The following is a 15,241-nucleotide window of genomic DNA, read 5'->3' as shown; positions in this document are numbered from 1 at the left end:
ATTTGCGTCGATATATTAGAAAAAGAGTCGATATATTGGCGCCGCTTTTCTTCTGAGCGAGCCGCTTCCGCTTTTCTTATTGATTCAAGAATGCGCGTAACATCCATGCGTGTTTTTCAAGTTCTGTGTAGATGCCAAGTAGTAGGTCAGATGTCATTTCATCATCTGCATCTTGTGCAATTTCCATGCCTTTTTTCAGTTCGCCTAGCATCATTCCGTAGTCCTTCATAATTGCTTCGACCATTCCTTCTGCCGTTTCTCCGTAATGTGCCTCTTGAACAGAAGATAATGTTAAATATTCTTTCATTGTTGCTACTGGTTTGCCTCCAATTGCTAAAATACGTTCTGCGATTTCATCGATGTGCGTAGCCGCTTCTGTATAAAGTTGTTCGAATTTCTCATGAAGTGTAAAGAATTGAGGTCCTGTAACATACCAGTGGAAATTGTGTAATTTTGTGAATAAAACGTTCCAGTTTGCTACTTGTTTGTTTAATACTTCAATTACTTGTGTGTTCATATGATCAATCCCCTTTAAATTATTATTTTATACTTTTTACTAATTTATAATTATTATAATTTAATAACGGGTATAAAATCAACCCTTTTTGCATATATAATTTTTAAATATTTTGTGACGCACATGTATGTTTAAAAGAAGAGCTAATGTGACATACAAGTAACAGAGAATAAAGAGAAAGGAGAATGAAAATGCAGCTCCCATTTCAAAAGATATATCAACAAGCTGGGAACTGGTATGTACTTGATGACGATTTTCCATGGGATATAAATCAAGTAAAGAGGGATGTTTTCTCATTAATTGGACGGCGTGAGATACCGGTTATTTTCTGTGATACGTGTGAAACGAATGATGTGTTAATACGATTAGGAGAAGAGGAAGAAGAATTTTTGTTTCCGTTGAGCGGATTTTATCATAAAGAAAAGCGGCTCATTTTTGTTTGTATGTGGGAGAAGTATGAGAGCGTACTAGAAACATTGTTGCATGAGTTTCGGCATGATATGCAGCATGAACATAAGCTATTGTATGTGGGAGATGAAATGTATGAAAAGCGGTGGATTGAAAAAGATGCAAGGGTGTTTGCGAGGAGAAAGCTGAGAGAATATAGGAGAAGGTATGTGAACTAAAACATAGTATATACTATGTTTTAGTTCTTAGCTTACCAAAATAAAGTAATTGACATTTATTTAGTTTAATTCTAAACTGTAATTACAAAGCTTAGCAAGACGAATCAACATTTAAAAAATGAGATTTGTCTGCTGCACAATGTAATGAATGAGTACGAATTAGACAGGGGAGCATACAGAAGTAGTTCCCCCGCAAGAAAGTTTTCAAGCAGCCCAATTTTGTAAGCTCACTCACGAGGAGCAGAAGCAACTGCTGGAATGATTAAGAAAGTTACCGTTATAAAAAATTTTAAATAAATATCTCGAATTCGAGATAATATGGGGTGAAAAATATGTTTAAAAAAGTTGATCATAAACAAATGAGAAGAGCGAATCACGGTTGGTTAAATACACATTTTCATTTTTCATTTGCAGATTACTACAATCCAAATAATATGAGATTCGGTGCACTTCGCGTTATTAATGATGATTTAGTAGCAGCACAAACAGGATTTGAGATGCATCCGCACCGTGACATGGAGATTATTTCTTATGTAGTGGACGGAGCATTAACACATCAAGATAGTATGGGAAACCGCGGAACAATTGAGCGTGGACATGTACAATATATGAGCGCTGGAACAGGTGTCTTCCATAGTGAGCACAACTTAGGCGCTGAAACATTGCGTCTTCTGCAAATTTGGATTTTACCAGACCGTGCTGGTCATACACCAAATTACGGTGAATTTAAATTTGATTGGAATAAACGTGAGAACACGTGGTTTCACATGGTTTCGCCAATTGATGGCGGTGCATCGATTGAAATTCATCAAGATGCAAACTTGTACTCCCTTGCTTTAGAAAAAGGAAAAGAGGTTACATTCTCAGTTAGTGAGGGTCGCCAAGCTTATTTGGTTCAAATTGAAGGAAGCGGCGTTGTGAATGGGGAAACGTTAGTGATGAGAGATGCAGCAGAAGTAATTGAAGAAGATATCCATATTCAAGCAACGGAAACAGCTCATTATTTAGTAATTGAGATGAAGAAACAATAATTGTAGTAAGCGAGTAGCGTCTAAAAAAGGGCGCTACTATTTTTTTTTAGAATATTCTGTCTGAATTTTCTAAAAAAATAAATGAAGGGTATTACTAATTTCTCTAGAATTGTATAAAAGTGTTAAATAATTCAGGGATGGGGAGTGTTGTTTTTGAAAAAGAAGGTTCTATCTTCAACGCTAGTTTTGTCTATGGCTTTAGGGGCATTTGCGACATTAGGTACGTCACGTACATATGCAGCAGAGGAAAATATTCAATACAACCAAGAGTTTCAGACACCATCTTATATTGGGGAAGAGTGGAAAGCACCGGAAGGATTAGATAAAAAAGAAACGGTGTTTGAGTACTTAAAAAGTAAAAAAGACATGTTTAAATTAGCAGGAAATATTGAGAAACATTTTGAAGTCGTTGGTGAAGAAAAAGATGCACAGGCAGAAACGACACATGTGAAGCTTATTGAAAAACATAACGGTGTTCCTGTATATGGATCTGATCAAACAGTATCACTGGATAAAGATAATAATGTAAAAGCATTTTTTGGACAAGTTATTCCGAATTTAGAAGATAAAAATATTCCATCGAATGCGAGCGTTTCAGGAGATGAGGCTGTAAATGTTGCGAAGGCTGATATTGAAAAAGAAATTGGCAAAGTAGATAACTATGATGGTATTAAAAAAGACTTATATGTATATGAAAAAGATGGAAACTACTATCTTTCATATCTTGTAAAAGCATCTATTTCTAAGCCGGCACCAGGATACTGGCATTACTTTATTGATGCAACAAACGGAAATGTAATCGAGAAGTATAATGCCATTGATCATATTACTGGATTTGGTTACGGTGTAGCGGGAAATCGAACAAGTTTTGAAATGGCACAGGATCCAAAAACTGGGGCTTTTCATTTATTCGATGGAACACGTGGAAACGGTGTTCATACATTTGATGCACAAAATATGGATGAAAATTGGTTCGACTTATTCTCACAATGGCTTGGATATACCGGTGAGGAAATAGAAAGTAAAAATAAATTCTTCGAGGATAAAGCGGCTGTCGATGCGCACGCTAATGCTGAGAAAGTATACGATTATTATAAGAAAACATTCAATCGTAATTCCTTTGATAACAAAGGAGCGAAGTTAATTTCTACTGTTCACGTAGGGGATAAATGGGATAATGCAGCGTGGAACGGTATTCAAATGATGTATGGAGACGGTGATGGAAAAGAGTTCGTTCCATTCTCAGCAGGACTTGATGTTATTGCGCATGAGCTTACTCACGCAGTAACAGAGTACACTGCAAATCTAGTGTACAAAAATGAATCTGGTGCATTAAATGAATCGTTATCTGATATTATGGGTGCAATGGTTGACCGTGATGATTGGGAGCTAGGGGAAGATATTTATACACCAGAGATGCGCGGAACTGTACTGCGTTCTTTAAAAGACCCAGCTTCTATTCCAAATCCATTAAAACCAAGTGAAGGCTACCCAGATCATTATAGTAAGCGTTACACAGGAAAGATTGATAATGGCGGTGTTCATATTAACAGCAGCATTAACAACAAAGCGGCATACTTAGTTTCTGAAGGTGGTAAGCATTACGGTGTTACTGTAAATGGTGTAGGACGCGAGGCAACAGAAAAAATTTATTACCGCGCTCTTTCAAAATATTTAACTGCAAACTCAAACTTTAGTATGATGCGAAAAGCTGCAATCCAAGCGGCTACAGATTTATACGGACAAAATTCTAAAGAAGTACAAGCTGTAACGAAAGCATATGATGCAGTAGGAGTAAAATAAAGTGAAACTTCCATCAGTGGGGGATTCTTCATCCCCCACTGATGGAAAGCCCTCACCAATCGGGCTTTTACGGGCAGTTTTCTTCCCGGTTTTTTCCATCCTTTACTGCCCGTTAATGCGGGATAAGAAACGAAAAGACCTGACTTATATCAGGTCTTCTTTTTCGTTTAATCACGAATGCCTAATGCAATTTTAGCAAATCGGGACATGCGATCTTTTGTCCATGGCGGATTCCAAACAACATTTACTTCAATTTCATTTAATTCAGGAACATTTGTTGCTAATACCATTTTGACATCAGATACAATTTGCCCAGCCATTGGACAACCGATAGAAGTCATTGTCATTGTAATGACGGCATTATGTTGTTCGTCAGTTGTAACGTCATATACTAACCCAAGATTTATAATATCGACGCCAAGCTCAGGATCAATAACAGCTTCTAAATTGGCATATACTTTATCTTCTAAAGTTTGAGACATATGAACACCTCTATTAATGATTGATATTTATTCTCATTATAACGGATTTGCAATAAAGGTGCAGTGATCTAGCTCACAGTATTTTTTATATAGAAAAAAGTATTCCGTATAACAGGGAATGCCTTTGCTACATCATCAAAAAATAGATTGTTCTACATATTTTTGGCGATAAGTGTATAAAGTCCAGGGAGACGATCTTCAATTCCGTTCGGAGCATGAGGGGGAAAGACCCACTTTTGCTTTGGACCACATTCTTCTGTGAGCTCTTCGATGCGGAGTCCTGCTTGTGCAATGTTTGTTACAATTTCGCCTAATGTCCATCTGCGAATCATGTTTTTGGGTAAAGAGTTACGCTCTTCTTCTGATAAGAGCATACTGTAGGCTACATCTACTTCGATTACATCTTCATAAAAATAATTGCCGCTTGCAACTGCTTCGTTATTTTCTATTTGCACTAGTTTTGTGTACAGCGGGTGATAGTCGCGTAAAATAAATGTTCCACCTTGTTTTAGCAATTGAGAAATGATTGTAAATAAAGGCTTTAAATCTATGAAATAATGGAGCACGCCAAGCTCGAGTAATACTACGTCAAATGAGCCGATTGTTTCTTGTATATGGAGCACATCAGATACAATGTATTCAATATGTGTTTCAGCGGCAGCGGCAAGTTCTCTCGCATATGTTGCGTTGCTCTCTGAAATATCGACGACCGTTACCTCTGCTCCTAGCAATGATAGAGCAACCGCCTTACTTCCTTTTGATCCCATTAGATTTATAATTCGTTTCCCTCGTACATTAGCTATGTAAGGCAAATAATAGGCGACCTCGGCAGCGGGATTTTCTCGTATTTGTTTTCCGTAAGACTGCGGCGTTCCGTGGCGATTCGTCCAAGCTTCATAAGCCGCTTTGCTCCATCCTACTTTATTCGTTGCACTTAATTGTTGTTGATTCAATCGTATCGCTCCTTTCCGTGAAGGTGTATAGTTTCCTTATGAAGGTGACAAATCCTGCTTATTATTTACAAAAAGTTTGATTTTTCTGTATAATAGCTATACAATGTATATGACATATGAAAAGCGTTGAAGAGGAAAAGTAGAATGACCCCATTCTTTCCAGAGAGCTTCGGGAGCTGAAAAGAAGCAAGAATGATCATTTGAACAATGGCCTCTGAGCTTCGTCCTGAACTTATCAGTTGATAATAGTAGGCGGCGGCGAGTGTTGGCTCTCGTTATCAAAGTCACAGTATACGAGCAATGATTGCTCCGTACTTGCAGAGGTCAATTGTGTGAGCAATTGACGAAATAAGGTGGTACCACGACTGTATATACAGCCTCGCCCTTATCTTTTTAGAAGATAAGGGCGGGGCTTTTTCATTTTTAAAGGAGGAATGTAGGATGAATATTTTTATTGGAGGCGCTTGGCCATATGCAAATGGATCGTTGCATCTTGGTCATATTGCTAGTTTACTGCCAGGAGATATTTTAGCTCGTTATTATCGGCTAAAAGGGGACAATGTGTTATATGTATCGGGAAGTGATTGTAACGGTACACCGATTACAATTCGTGCTAAGCAGGAGAAGGTAAGTGTAAAAACAATTGCGGATCATTATCATGAAGAATTTGAACGATGTTTTCAGGCGCTTGGTTTTTCATATGATTATTATGCTCGTACGGACTCTGCTTCTCATCATCAAGTCGTTCAGAATATTTTCTTGAAGCTTTTAGAAAAGGGGTTTATTTATAAAAAGACGGTAGAGCAAACATACTGCGAAAATTGTGTGCAATTTTTGCCGGATCGTTATGTGGAAGGAATTTGTCCACATTGCGGTGCAGGTGCGCGTGGTGATCAGTGCGATGCGTGTTCTGCTATTTTAGATCCGATAGATCTGCTCGAGAAAACATGTAAACTGTGCGGCACTGCACCAACAATTAAGGAGACAGAGCATTTTTATTTTGCATTAACGTCATTTCAGCAGAAGCTAGAAGAATATGTAGAAGCAGTAAAGAAAAGCGGTACGTGGCGTGAGAACGCTGTGCAATTAACGCTGCGCTATTTACAAGAAGGTTTACAAGACCGTGCTGTTTCAAGAGATTTACCAATTGGCGTGAGCGTTCCCATTTCCGGATACGAGGATAAGAAGGTCTATGTGTGGATTGAGGCTGTGTCTGGTTATTATTCAGCAAGTCAGCAATGGGCGCAAGAAACAAATCGTGATGATGCGCTATTTTGGCAAGAGGATACACGAACGTATTATGTGCACGGCAAAGATAATATTCCGTTTCATACAATGATTTGGCCGGCTATTTTGCAGGGGATACAAGAGGAAGCATTACCTGAATATATTGTTTCGAATGAATATTTAACTGTTGAAAAAAGAAAGTTATCGACGAGTAAAAACTGGGCTGTTTGGGTTCCGGAAATTTTGAAGGAATATCATCCGGATTCGATCCGTTATTTTTTAACTGTAAACGCACCTGAAAATCGAGATACGGATTTTTCATGGCGAGAATTCATTTATAGTCATAATGGTGAATTGTTAGGAGCGTACGGAAATTTTGTAAATAGAACGCTGAAGTTTCTTGAAAAATATTATGAGAACACTGTGCCGACTGGTCAAATAAATAAAGAAATGGAAGAAAAGCTAAAGGAATTGTACGTTGAAGTAGGGAAACTCATTGAAACAGCACATTTTAAACAAGCGCTGGAGACGATTTTTGAGCATATTCGCTACGCGAATAAATATTTCGATGAAAGACAGCCGTGGAAACAAATAAAAGAGGATAAGACAGCGTGCGATGACACGATGAGAAACTGTATTCACCTCATCGTGAATTTTGCACAAGTGTTGGCACCGTTTCTTCCGTTTTCATCTACACAAGTAGAGCAAATGTTAGGAGTTTCAAAGAAGGAATGGAACTATACGACGGAAAGTCCAGTTCGTATTTTGAATGTGTCACCGTTATTTGAACGTATTGATGTGAAGAAAATTGAGGAAGAAGTGAAAAAGCTAAACGAATCTTTCAACGGTATATGAGAAACGTGGATTATGCCGGTTCAATCATTGTGGCAATAAACAAATGGAAGTGAGTATTGGTTGGTGATATATGTAAGTCTATTTCAATTTTTCGACATATAAGTTGCTGCTCTGCAGAATACAACATGACCGCTACTTGCTTGATCCTTTTGTTTAAACATTACATGTGGCAGGAAAAGGCCCTGACCGCCTCTATGCACGGCCAGATGCTCTCGCCTGCCTAAAAAGAAAGAGGGTTTTTATGTCGACTTTTTAATTTGTATTTATATAGAAAGTGATCTCCTTACAAAAATGTAAGCTTGTTGTAAGTAATTAAGATAGTACTTCTCGTGTAATTTTTATACAATTAAAATACGAAATAAGTACGTTATAGAAGATTGAGTATCAGCAAGAAAAGGAGATGTCGACATGGAATGGGTTCATGAATTATTTCAACAGTACGGATACTACGTTGTACTTGTTGGGTTACTGTTAGAATATATTGCACTTCCGTTTCCGGGGGAGCCAACATTAGCTTATGCAGGATATTTAGCGCATACAGGTGAGTTACACTTACCGCTATTAATCTTTTTCTCTTTTTTAGGAACAAGTGTTGGGATGACAATTCAATATTTTGTAGGGAACAAGCTCGGGATGCCGTTTATTCAAAGGTACGGAAAATATGTTTTTTTAACGCAGCGTAAAATTGATTTAACGCGGAAGTGGTTCGACAAGTATGGATATTTCCTAATATTTATTGCATTTTTTATTCCTGGTGTACGTCATTTTACAGGGTACTTTGCGGGGATTATTAATTTACCGTTTCGCCGCTTTGCGATAACAATTTATTGCGGGGCATTATTTTGGGCAACGTTCTTCTTAGTAGGTGGTTATTGGTTAGGTGGTAACATAGATGCTATTTTTGGATTGCTTGAAGATCATATCGGAAAGATTATTATCGGTGTTGTTGTGATTGTGGCGGTAAGTGTAGCTGTACGATTCCGCAAAGAAATTAAACGTGTGTTTGTACACACAGTAAATTAAAATGATCCATTTCATGTTGAGAAAGGCAGTGCTTAGGGAAGCACTGCCTTTTTATATGGGTAAGCTAGTTTTTGGTTCATTATTTATTTTTGAAAATCTCCAAAAAACTAAAATTAGAATAAGAAGAACAACATCGATAAGGACGTAAATGTATGTAGTATTTTATAACCTAAACTCAGAGATGAGAGAACCAAAACCCAGAGATGACAGAGAACCAAAGAGCAGTATTACATATTTGTATAAAGCTCAATATGAGTGCTACCTTTTTCTTTTTTAATATACTTATAACAAAAAGTAAGACGTAAAAGATGATAAGAGCAGTCCAAAATGGATTGTCAGAAATTGTAATAGGTAGTAATTCTTCAGGTATTTGAAGAATGAAGAACAGAATAGGCATGAAAATCATGAGAAAGGGAATACAGGCTAGTAGGGTAAATAATACACTTCTATAACGAATACCTTGAATTACTAGTAGAAGTGCAAACAATATAATCGACAAAAGTAATGACATCGCAATACATGCTCCTTTACAACAATAGTGTAATTTTACACTTTTCATTGTAAGGCGTAGTCTGGAATTTGTAAATATTTTTAACAACTTATAATAAAAAATAATACAAGAGCATTTTTTATCCCGCATTAACGGGCAGTAATACTCCCACCTCAAAATTCGGCGAAAGCGTTGTCCAGCTCTAGCGGCTAGAATCTCCGGTCGTTTCGCCCCCTCGGACGAGGCAAAAAGCGCCTCTCTGTCGGGTGTTCCAACGTCCTGCGATTCTGAGCGAGCCGCTTCCGCTTTTCTTAAGAAGTTAGGTGGGAGATAAACTGCCCGTAAAAGCCCGATTGGTTCAACTAATAATCAGTGGGGGATGAAGAAAACCCCCACTGATTAAAGTTTCACTTTATCATGAGCTGTTCGTCATCTAAAAAGAAAGGGATTTTCAAATCGTTTTTTCAATTTGTATGTATATAATGCTTACTTTTATGTTATATACATAATTTAAAAAAACTGTACTCATAGCGATTAAGTTAAGAAAATAATAGAAAAAGACCATCCTTCTTCAAAGTTAACTGAACAAGGATGGTCTTTCATTTGTTTTTACCTCTATTATTTCTATAATTAGTGGTTACTTATTATGAATTGCTTTCCACCTGAACATGACTGTCATCTTGTAGCAAATGAAAGATATCTGCCATGAAAAATGCGATAAACCAAGTCCAAAGACCATGGAAGAAAGCTGTGCTAAGTTGCAGTGGTAAGTCATAATTCGTTGTTGAAAATGAGATACAAGCACCGACGATGCCGATCATTGTTAAAAGCGTCGTTTTTCTAGTGTTTTCTGCCCGATTGAAAAAGAAGAAAATAAACGAGCCTAAAACGGAAGCGCTTACAATGGAATCAATACCATTAATATATAGATCTTTACCAATATGAGTATTTGTCCAAAAGCACAAGAGACCGCCTGCTATGGCAAATAATGTTGCGATAATAAGTCTAAATTTCTTGTTCATATGCTCTGCTCCTTTATCATCATAACTTGAATAGGAGAACCAATATATAAATCCATTTTGATTTTTCGACGTCTTTGTCGAGCTCCAGCGGCTAGAACAGTCGGTGGCTTCGCGTCTTGTTCTGAGCGAGCCGCCTCCGCTTTTCTGGATAAGTCGCTGCTATGCAGAATACAACGTGACCGCTACTAGCTTAAACCTTGTATGGAGTAAGAAAAGGTCCTGACCGGATGCTCTCGTACACCTAAAAAAGGTTTTTTTATGTCGTGTATATATGTATTGCTTACTTTTATATGATATACATAGTATAACATGTTTTAGATTCGAATAAAAATAATTATCAGATAGTTTGATTTTTTGTGTGCGTTATTCAGCAAAGCGCTTTACACTATCATGAAGTGAAAATAAAAACGCAAGGACATCATCCTTGCGTTTGGTTATATTATATACGTTTAAATCGTCCGACTACTTCTACTGTTTCTGTAATATTAATAAAAGCATGGCTATCAACGTACCTTATCAGACGTTTAATTTCTCCTAGTTCATAGCGCGTAACAACTGTGTAAATCATTTTTTTCTTATGATTTGTATATCCACCGACAGCATCAACCATTGTTACACCACGAATCCCGTTTTGGAGTAATGCACCTTTAACCATATCTCCTTTTTCTGTAACGGTCATCACTGTTAACTTAATGTGCTTCGTATGAATGGAATCGATTACTTTACTTGCTACAAATCGGCTGATGAGTGTGTAAAGTGTAATATCCCAACCGAAAATAAAACCAGCGATTACAAGTAAAATGAGGTTAAAGACAAATATAATAGATCCAATCGAAATATCTCTATGTTTTGCAACAATTAACCCAATAATATCGAATCCGCCTGTCGAAGAAGCAAATCGGAAAATGATTCCTGTTGCAGCCCCGCACAGCACACCGCCAAAGACAGAAGATAATAAAATATCATCTGAGATTTGATGAACGGGAACGATGTTCATAGCAAGCGTCGATATAGTAACAAAGTATGCTGTTAAAAAAGTCGTTTTCTTTCCTAAGTAAAAATAGCTAAGAAAGAGAAGTGGAATGTTTAATAAAAAGATGAGTGCACCAATGTTGTAGTGCATTAAATAACCGATAATCATCCCAACGCCAGTAAAGCCGCCACTAATCATGTGATGTGGAATAAAAAACATATTCATTGAAACCGCATAGAAAATTGAAGCAACTAAAATAACAATAAGTTGAATTACAAATTCTAAATGCCATGTTTTTGCAGCTGGGAATGATAAAAAGGCGGTATCGGGAACGTAATCGGCGTCTCCTAGTTGGCCCATGTCTATTTTCATCTCCAAATTCGTTTTTGATTACAAGAAGAGAATAATGCTTTTTTCAACAACTGACAATAGTTTTATTATTATGCAAAAAGTTTATAAAATTTTAACAACTTAAATCTATGTATAAAAAACATAAATATGTAAAATATAAGGAATTTACATATTGAAGCAGTATGATATAATCCTGTCATAAGGATGTGAAGAGATGGAATTTCTATTGCAAGATGCAATGTTATATATATCTGTTGTAACAACGGCACTTTGTTTATTAGAAGTTTTGTTTCTCACTAATGTTTCGCGTTTTGTGCGCCAGCAAACATATAGAGGGAGACAGAAAGCTTTCGCATTTGTTGAAACGTGCGAGAAGCATATAGGGAATATCTCGTTTTTCTCTATCTTTTATAAACATGGAATGGCACGCTCAGTCCGCAGGCAAGAAGCAAGTGGAGAGAGTGATGATGTAGGTCCGTATATACCAATGTTTCGCTAACGAATTATGAAACATTGGAGGAATATATATGTTTAAATCATACCGAGCTTGGCTCGTAAGTTTATCATTATTACTTGTTGTTGTTTTATCAGGGTGTGGTAATGCAAATGCGAATGCAAATGCAGCACCAATTGATGCGAGTAGTCCTGGATTTTGGAATCACTATATTGTATATCCAATTTCTGTTATGCTGCAGTTTGTGGCACACCATTTGCCGAATCATAGCTTTGGTATTGCCATTATTATTATTACGATTGTAGTTCGTACGATATTATTGCCACTGACGATTACGCAATATCGCAGTCAATTAAAAACAAAGAAAATGCAGCCAGAGCTTCAGAAGTTGAAGGAAAAGTATGGCGATACGACGAAAAATCCGGAGAAACAAAAGCAATATCAGCAAGAAATGATGATTTTAATGAGAACGAACGGTGTGAACCCGGTGATGGGTTGTTTACCATTGTTACTTCAAATGCCAGTCTTCTCAGCATTGTACTATGCTATTAGTCATACGGAAGAGATTCGTTCAGCTTCTTTCTTATGGGTGAATTTAGGACATGCAGATCCATATCACATTTTACCTGCCCTTGCTGCTATGGCAACATTTCTACAGATGAAAATATTGCAGTCCAACATGACAGGAGATCAAAATCAAGCATTGAAAGTTCAGCAGTTTATGATGCCGGCAATGATTTTATTTATGGGATTTGCGGCACCGTCAGGACTTGTCTTGTACTGGATTACAAGTAACCTATTTACTGTTCTTCAAACTGTGCTATTAAAGAAAGTAATGGATCGTGAAGATGGACAACTGCAAGAGGCATAAGAGAAGCTTGTTATAATATAAAGAAGGAGTTAACTCAAAATACTGCTCTAGCGGGAATTTTGATTAACTCTTTTTCTTTATAAATACAAAGTGAAAAACGATAAAGTGAAACTTCCATCAGTGGGGGGGGTTCTTCATCCCCCACTGATGGTTAGCCCGCCCAATCGGGCTTTTACGGGCAGTTTATCTCCCACCTAACTTCTTAAGAAAAGCGGAAGCGGCTCGCTCAGAATCGCAGGACGCTGGAGCCCAGGGCAGAGAGGCGCTTTTTGCCTCGTCCAAGGGGCGAAACGAACGGAAATTCTAGCCGCTAGAGCTGGGCAACAAAGAAATGTGGAAGTGGCTCGTCCAGAATGTGAGGGGGATGGAGTTTCTGACGTAGAGGTGTTTTTTACCTCGCAGGAAGAAGCGAAGCCACCGAACATTCTAGCCACTGGAACTGGACAACGCTTTCGCCGAATTTTGAGGTGGTAGTATTACTGCCTGTTAATGCAGGATAAAAACCCCCTTTTTTTAGATGGGCGAGAGCACCTGGCCGTGCATAGAAGCGGTCAGGGCCTTTTAAAACAAAGGGAGGGAGCGAGCAAGTGCGAGAAGAAGAAAGGCCCGCTGATGTTACTTTTATTTCATACAACTGTTATACTATACTGGAATAACTTTGTTCTGTACTATAAAACACACTTGCTTTTTTTAAAAAATTCAATATAATGAATATTAATAACAAAATTCGACATTATAAAAGTATTGATAAGGACATGATCTATTTTTTACGATTTTCAGAGAGGGGAGCCTTAGGCTGTGAGTTTCCTAATACGAATGAATAGTTTACCACCTTTGAACTGCAGCAGTGAACGAATATCTAGTAATTGTTTGCCGGCAATCTCCGTTATCTGAAACTTGAGCAATTGGTGATTTGTGTCTTCATGCCAATTGGAACAAGGGTGGAACCACGAATATAACACTCGTCCCTTTTATTAGGGATGAGTGTTTTTTATTTAAATCAAACTAGGGTTAGAGGGAGGACACACAGTTATGCATCACGATGACAAAAACAAAATTGGCCTAACGGTCGCGTTATCAATCGTTGTTGGAACAATTATCGGGTCTGGCGTATTTATGAAGCCAGGTAAGGTATTGGATTACGCCGGAAGTTCTAACATGGCAATCTTTGCTTGGGTAGTAGGGGGTATTTTAACATTAGCAAGTGGCTTAACGGTTGCAGAAATCGGAGCGCAAATTCCGAAAAATGGTGGTTTGTACACATATCTAGAGGAGATTTATGGTAAGTTTTGGGGTTATTTATCTGGCTGGATGCAAACACTTGTATATGGACCAGCAATTATTGGGACATTGGGATTGTATTTTAGCTCATTAATGTTAAACTTTTTTCATATTGATAAAGTGTGGAACTTACCAATTGCAATTGGAACAGTTGTATTCCTTGGTGTTATAAATAGTGTAGGAACAAAATATGGGGGCATTGTTCAAACGATAACAACAATCGGGAAAATGATTCCAATTGTGCTTATTATTGTGGTGGGATTTTGGAAAGGGAATAGCGATGTATTTAACGTTGTTGTACCAGAGTCTGCAAATCAAAGTATAGGGATGGCCATTTTAGCAACATTATTTGCATATGATGGCTGGATTCTACTCGCATCTATCGGCGGTGAAATGAAAAATCCAACAAAGCTATTACCAAAAGCATTAACAGTTGGGATTCTTGTTGTAACAGCGGCATATGTGTTAATTAATATGGCATTATTGAAAGTTTTACCAGCACCGCAAATTGTTACACTCAGTGAGAATGCGACAGCGACAGCAGCTGATATGTTATTAGGTCAATATGGCGGGAAATTGATTAGTATAGGTGTTATTGTTTCAATATTTGGATGCTTAAATGGAAAAATTTTAACATTCCCGCGTATCCCAGTATCAATGGCAGAGCGTGGTCAGCTTCCGTTTTCAAAATTTATTTCAAAAATTAACGATAAGTTTCAAACGCCAGCAAACGCAATCTTTGTTGAAATTCTACTAGGTATTATTTTAATGCTGATTAGTGATCCGAATGAACTGTCTGAGCTTTCCGTATTTATTATTTATATTTTCTATGTTATGACATTTATCGGGGTGTTCATTTTAAGAAAGCGTAATGCCGGGAAAAAACGTGAATATAGTGTTCCTTTATATCCAATCGTACCAGTATTAGCAATTTTAGGATCACTATTTGTAATTGGAAGTGCAATTATTAATGAGCCAATTAGATGTTTCTTATCAATTGGTATCGTGTTAACAGGATTACCAGTGTACTGGTATTTAAATAAGAAGCAAGTGAATAAATAGAGGTTTGGAAAATAGGCATCTTTTGAAGGTGTCTATTTTTTGTGCAAGGATATGGGAAGAGATTGAGGAATGTGTATATATAAGTAAAAAAACGATATAAAACCCCCTTTTTTTAGGTGGGAGACGAGAGCATCTGGCCGTGTATGGAAGCGGTCAGTGCCCTATTTCTGCCACGGTCGATGTTTGAAACAAAGGGAGTAAGCAAGTAGCGGGCATGTGG

13 protein-coding genes, 1 pseudogene and 2 other annotated features are annotated in these 15,241 nt (G+C 37.5%); of the genes and pseudogenes, 9 read left to right on the top strand and 5 right to left on the bottom strand.

Features of this window, described 5'->3' with window-relative positions:
• Nucleotides 1–76: 76 nt before the first annotated feature.
• Nucleotides 77–517, bottom strand: coding sequence for a Dps family protein (locus MR076_RS00450; RefSeq protein ID WP_242216642.1), 441 nt, complete (start codon nucleotides 515–517; stop codon nucleotides 77–79).
• A gap of 191 nt (nucleotides 518–708) precedes the next feature.
• Between MR076_RS00450 and MR076_RS00445 the strand changes: the two genes are divergently transcribed.
• The 4 genes and pseudogenes from MR076_RS00445 to MR076_RS00430 all read left to right on the top strand — a co-directional run bounded on the left by MR076_RS00445 (nucleotide 709) and on the right by MR076_RS00430 (nucleotide 3,977).
• Nucleotides 709–1,143, top strand: a complete 435-nt coding sequence (locus MR076_RS00445; protein ID WP_242216999.1) for a DUF3920 family protein — start codon at nucleotides 709–711, stop codon at nucleotides 1,141–1,143.
• A gap of 172 nt (nucleotides 1,144–1,315) precedes the next feature.
• Nucleotides 1,316–1,405: pseudogene (locus MR076_RS00440) on the top strand (MarR family transcriptional regulator); the annotation flags it as partial.
• A 70-nt stretch (nucleotides 1,406–1,475) separates the two neighbouring features.
• Nucleotides 1,476–2,174 carry a pirin family protein gene (locus MR076_RS00435; RefSeq protein ID WP_242216641.1) on the top strand — a complete coding sequence of 233 codons (699 nt, stop codon included), beginning with the start codon at nucleotides 1,476–1,478 and terminating at the stop codon, nucleotides 2,172–2,174.
• Nucleotides 2,175–2,327: 153 nt separating this feature from the next.
• Entirely contained in the window at nucleotides 2,328–3,977 is a 1,650-nt protein-coding gene (locus MR076_RS00430; RefSeq protein ID WP_242216639.1) for a M4 family metallopeptidase, read from the top strand.
• A gap of 167 nt (nucleotides 3,978–4,144) precedes the next feature.
• Here the strand turns inward: MR076_RS00430 and MR076_RS00425 are convergent, their stop codons facing one another.
• Together MR076_RS00425 and MR076_RS00420 are read right to left on the bottom strand one after the other, a co-directional pair.
• Nucleotides 4,145–4,459 (bottom strand): metal-sulfur cluster assembly factor, encoded by a 315-nt coding sequence (locus MR076_RS00425; RefSeq protein ID WP_242216638.1) that lies wholly within the window; start codon nucleotides 4,457–4,459, stop codon nucleotides 4,145–4,147.
• 152 nt (nucleotides 4,460–4,611) lie between these two features.
• The gene (locus MR076_RS00420) at nucleotides 4,612–5,412 is read right to left on the bottom strand and encodes a class I SAM-dependent methyltransferase (RefSeq protein ID WP_242216636.1); all 801 of its coding nucleotides are present in this window, start codon (nucleotides 5,410–5,412) and stop codon (nucleotides 4,612–4,614) included.
• A 117-nt stretch (nucleotides 5,413–5,529) separates the two neighbouring features.
• Nucleotides 5,530–5,802: a binding site (T-box leader), on the top strand.
• A gap of 51 nt (nucleotides 5,803–5,853) precedes the next feature.
• On the opposite strand from MR076_RS00420, the gene metG reads away from it, so the two are divergent.
• A complete protein-coding gene (gene metG / locus MR076_RS00415) occupies nucleotides 5,854–7,494 on the top strand; it encodes a methionine--tRNA ligase (protein WP_242216635.1) in 1,641 nt (546 codons plus the stop codon).
• Nucleotides 7,495–7,902: 408 nt separating this feature from the next.
• Entirely contained in the window at nucleotides 7,903–8,517 is a 615-nt protein-coding gene (locus MR076_RS00410; protein WP_242216634.1) for a DedA family protein, read from the top strand.
• Nucleotides 8,518–9,651: 1,134 nt separating this feature from the next.
• Here MR076_RS00410 and MR076_RS00405 read toward each other — a convergent pair.
• Nucleotides 9,652–10,029, bottom strand: a complete 378-nt coding sequence (locus MR076_RS00405) for a DUF3938 domain-containing protein (protein WP_242216633.1) — start codon at nucleotides 10,027–10,029, stop codon at nucleotides 9,652–9,654.
• Nucleotides 10,030–10,468: 439 nt separating this feature from the next.
• A complete protein-coding gene (locus tag MR076_RS00400) occupies nucleotides 10,469–11,362 on the bottom strand; it encodes a YitT family protein (protein WP_242216632.1) in 894 nt (297 codons plus the stop codon).
• Nucleotides 11,363–11,567: 205 nt separating this feature from the next.
• Here MR076_RS00400 and MR076_RS00395 point away from each other — a divergent pair, with 205 nt between their 5' ends.
• The 3 genes from MR076_RS00395 to MR076_RS00385 all read left to right on the top strand — a co-directional run bounded on the left by MR076_RS00395 (nucleotide 11,568) and on the right by MR076_RS00385 (nucleotide 15,021).
• Nucleotides 11,568–11,852, top strand: a complete 285-nt coding sequence (locus MR076_RS00395) for a hypothetical protein (protein WP_090916063.1) — start codon at nucleotides 11,568–11,570, stop codon at nucleotides 11,850–11,852.
• Between the two features lie 28 nt (nucleotides 11,853–11,880).
• Nucleotides 11,881–12,678, top strand: a complete 798-nt coding sequence (gene yidC / locus MR076_RS00390) for a membrane protein insertase YidC (RefSeq protein WP_242216631.1) — start codon at nucleotides 11,881–11,883, stop codon at nucleotides 12,676–12,678.
• A gap of 735 nt (nucleotides 12,679–13,413) precedes the next feature.
• Nucleotides 13,414–13,651: a binding site (T-box leader), on the top strand.
• Between the two features lie 59 nt (nucleotides 13,652–13,710).
• A complete protein-coding gene (locus MR076_RS00385; protein ID WP_242216630.1) occupies nucleotides 13,711–15,021 on the top strand; it encodes an APC family permease in 1,311 nt (436 codons plus the stop codon).
• The last annotated feature ends 220 nt before the right edge of the window (nucleotides 15,022–15,241 follow it).

Source organism: Bacillus cereus group sp. BfR-BA-01380, assembly GCF_022663535.1.
Classification (GTDB): Bacteria; Bacillota; Bacilli; order Bacillales; family Bacillaceae_G; genus Bacillus_A; species Bacillus_A cereus_BB.
This window is presented reverse-complemented; position numbering and strand designations above follow the sequence as displayed.